At 67.4% G+C, this 1,839-nt stretch carries 1 pseudogene; it reads left to right on the top strand.

Features of this window, described 5'->3' with window-relative positions:
* Nucleotides 1–1,749 (top strand): annotated as a pseudogene (gene lepA, locus IJH84_RS20950) (translation elongation factor 4); the annotation flags it as partial.
* Nucleotides 1,750–1,839: the final 90 nt, after the last annotated feature.

The following is a 1,839-nucleotide window of genomic DNA, read 5'->3' as shown; positions in this document are numbered from 1 at the left end:
CAGCTGACCGGGGTGCTCGGCGAGCGCGCGTACCGGGCGCAGTACCTCGACCGGATGGAGATCTAGCGCGAGCGCGGCATCACGATCAAAGCGCAGAACGTGCGGATGTCGTGGAACGTCGACGGCCTCGACCACGTGCTGCACATGATCGACACACCTGGGCACGTCGACTTCACCTACGAGGTGAGCCGTTCGCTGGCGGCTTGCGAGGGCGCGATCCTGCTGGTCGACGCCGCGCAGGGCATCGAGGCGCAGACGCTGGCGAACCTCTACCTGGCGATGGAGCACGACCTGCAGATCATCCCGGTGCTGAACAAGATCGACCTGCCCGCGGCCGAACCGGACAAGTACGCCGCCGAGCTCGCGCACATCATCGGCTGCGAAGCCGACGACGTACTGCGGGTTTCGGCCAAGACCGGGGACGGCGTCGGCGCGGTGCTCGACGAGGTGGTGCGCCAGGTTCCCGGCCCGGTGGGCGTGCACGATTCGCCGCCGCGCGCGATGATCTTCGACTCGATCTACGACACCTACCGCGGCGTGGTCACCTACATCCGGGTGGTCGACGGCAAGATCACCCCGCGGCAGCGGATCCGGATGATGTCCACCGGCGCCACGCACGAGCTGCTGGAGGTCGGCGTCATCTCGCCCGAGCCGAAGCCGTCCGAAGGGCTGGGCGTCGGCGAGGTCGGCTACCTGATCACCGGGGTGAAGGACGTCCGGCAGTCCAAGGTCGGCGACACGATCACCACCGAGCGCAAGGGCGCGCCGGAGCCGCTCAGCGGATACCGGGAGCCGCTGCCGATGGTGTACTCCGGCCTGTACCCGATCGACGGTTCGGACTACCCGCTGCTGCGGGACGCGCTGGACAAGCTCCAGCTCAACGACGCAGCGCTCACCTACGAGCCGGAAACCTCCGGTGCGCTCGGATTCGGTTTCCGCTGCGGTTTCCTCGGGCTGCTGCACCTGGAGATCACCCGGCTGCGGCTGGAGCGCGAGTTCGGCCTGAACCTGATCTCGACCGCGCCGAACGTCGTCTACGAGGTGCAGCTCGAGGACGGCACCCAGCAGGAGGTCACCAACCCCTCCGACTGGCCCGAGGCCAAGATCGGGCAGGTGCAGGAGCCGATCGCCAAGTGCACCGTGATCACCCCGTCCGAGTTCGTGGGCACGGTGATGGACCTGTGCCAGAGCAGGCGCGGCCGGATGGACGGCATGGACTACCTGTCCGAGAGCCGGGTCGAGCTGCGCTACACGCTGCCGCTGGCCGAGATCGTCTTCGACTTCTTCGACCACCTCAAGTCCCGCACCCGCGGCTACGCCTCGATGGACTACGAGGAGGCGGGGATGCAGAGCTCGGACCTGGTCAAGGTGGACATCCTGCTGCAGGGCGAGGCCGTGGACGCGTTCAGCGCGATCGTGCACAAGGACTTCGCCTACTCCTACGGCACGAAGATGGCGACGAAGCTGCGCGAGCTCATCCCGCGTCAGCAGTTCGAGGTACCGATCCAGGCGGCGGTCGGCTCGCGGATCATCGCCCGCGAGACGATCCGCGCGATCCGCAAGGACGTGCTCTCCAAGTGCTACGGCGGTGACATCAGCCGCAAGCGCAAGCTGCTGGAGAAGCAGAAGGAAGGCAAGAAGCGGATGAAGACCATCGGCCGGGTCGAGGTCCCGCAGGAGGCGTTCGTCGCCGCGCTGTCCACTGACGAGTCCGCGGGCAAGGACGACAAGACCAAGTCGAAGAAGTGACTCCATAGCCGTCGCCTATGGCGCGCATGGCGAAGTGGTCTGGCCGTCCGGGTGCCGCCGCCTCGCCAGCGCGGACGCCGCCGGGTTGTG

Origin of the sequence: Saccharopolyspora sp., from assembly GCF_017434145.1 — a bacterium.
In the GTDB taxonomy this organism is placed as follows: Bacteria; Actinomycetota; Actinomycetes; order Mycobacteriales; family Pseudonocardiaceae; genus Saccharopolyspora_C; species Saccharopolyspora_C galaxeae.
The sequence above is the reverse complement of the archived record's forward strand: the minus strand, read 5'-3'. Positions and strand labels throughout refer to the sequence as shown.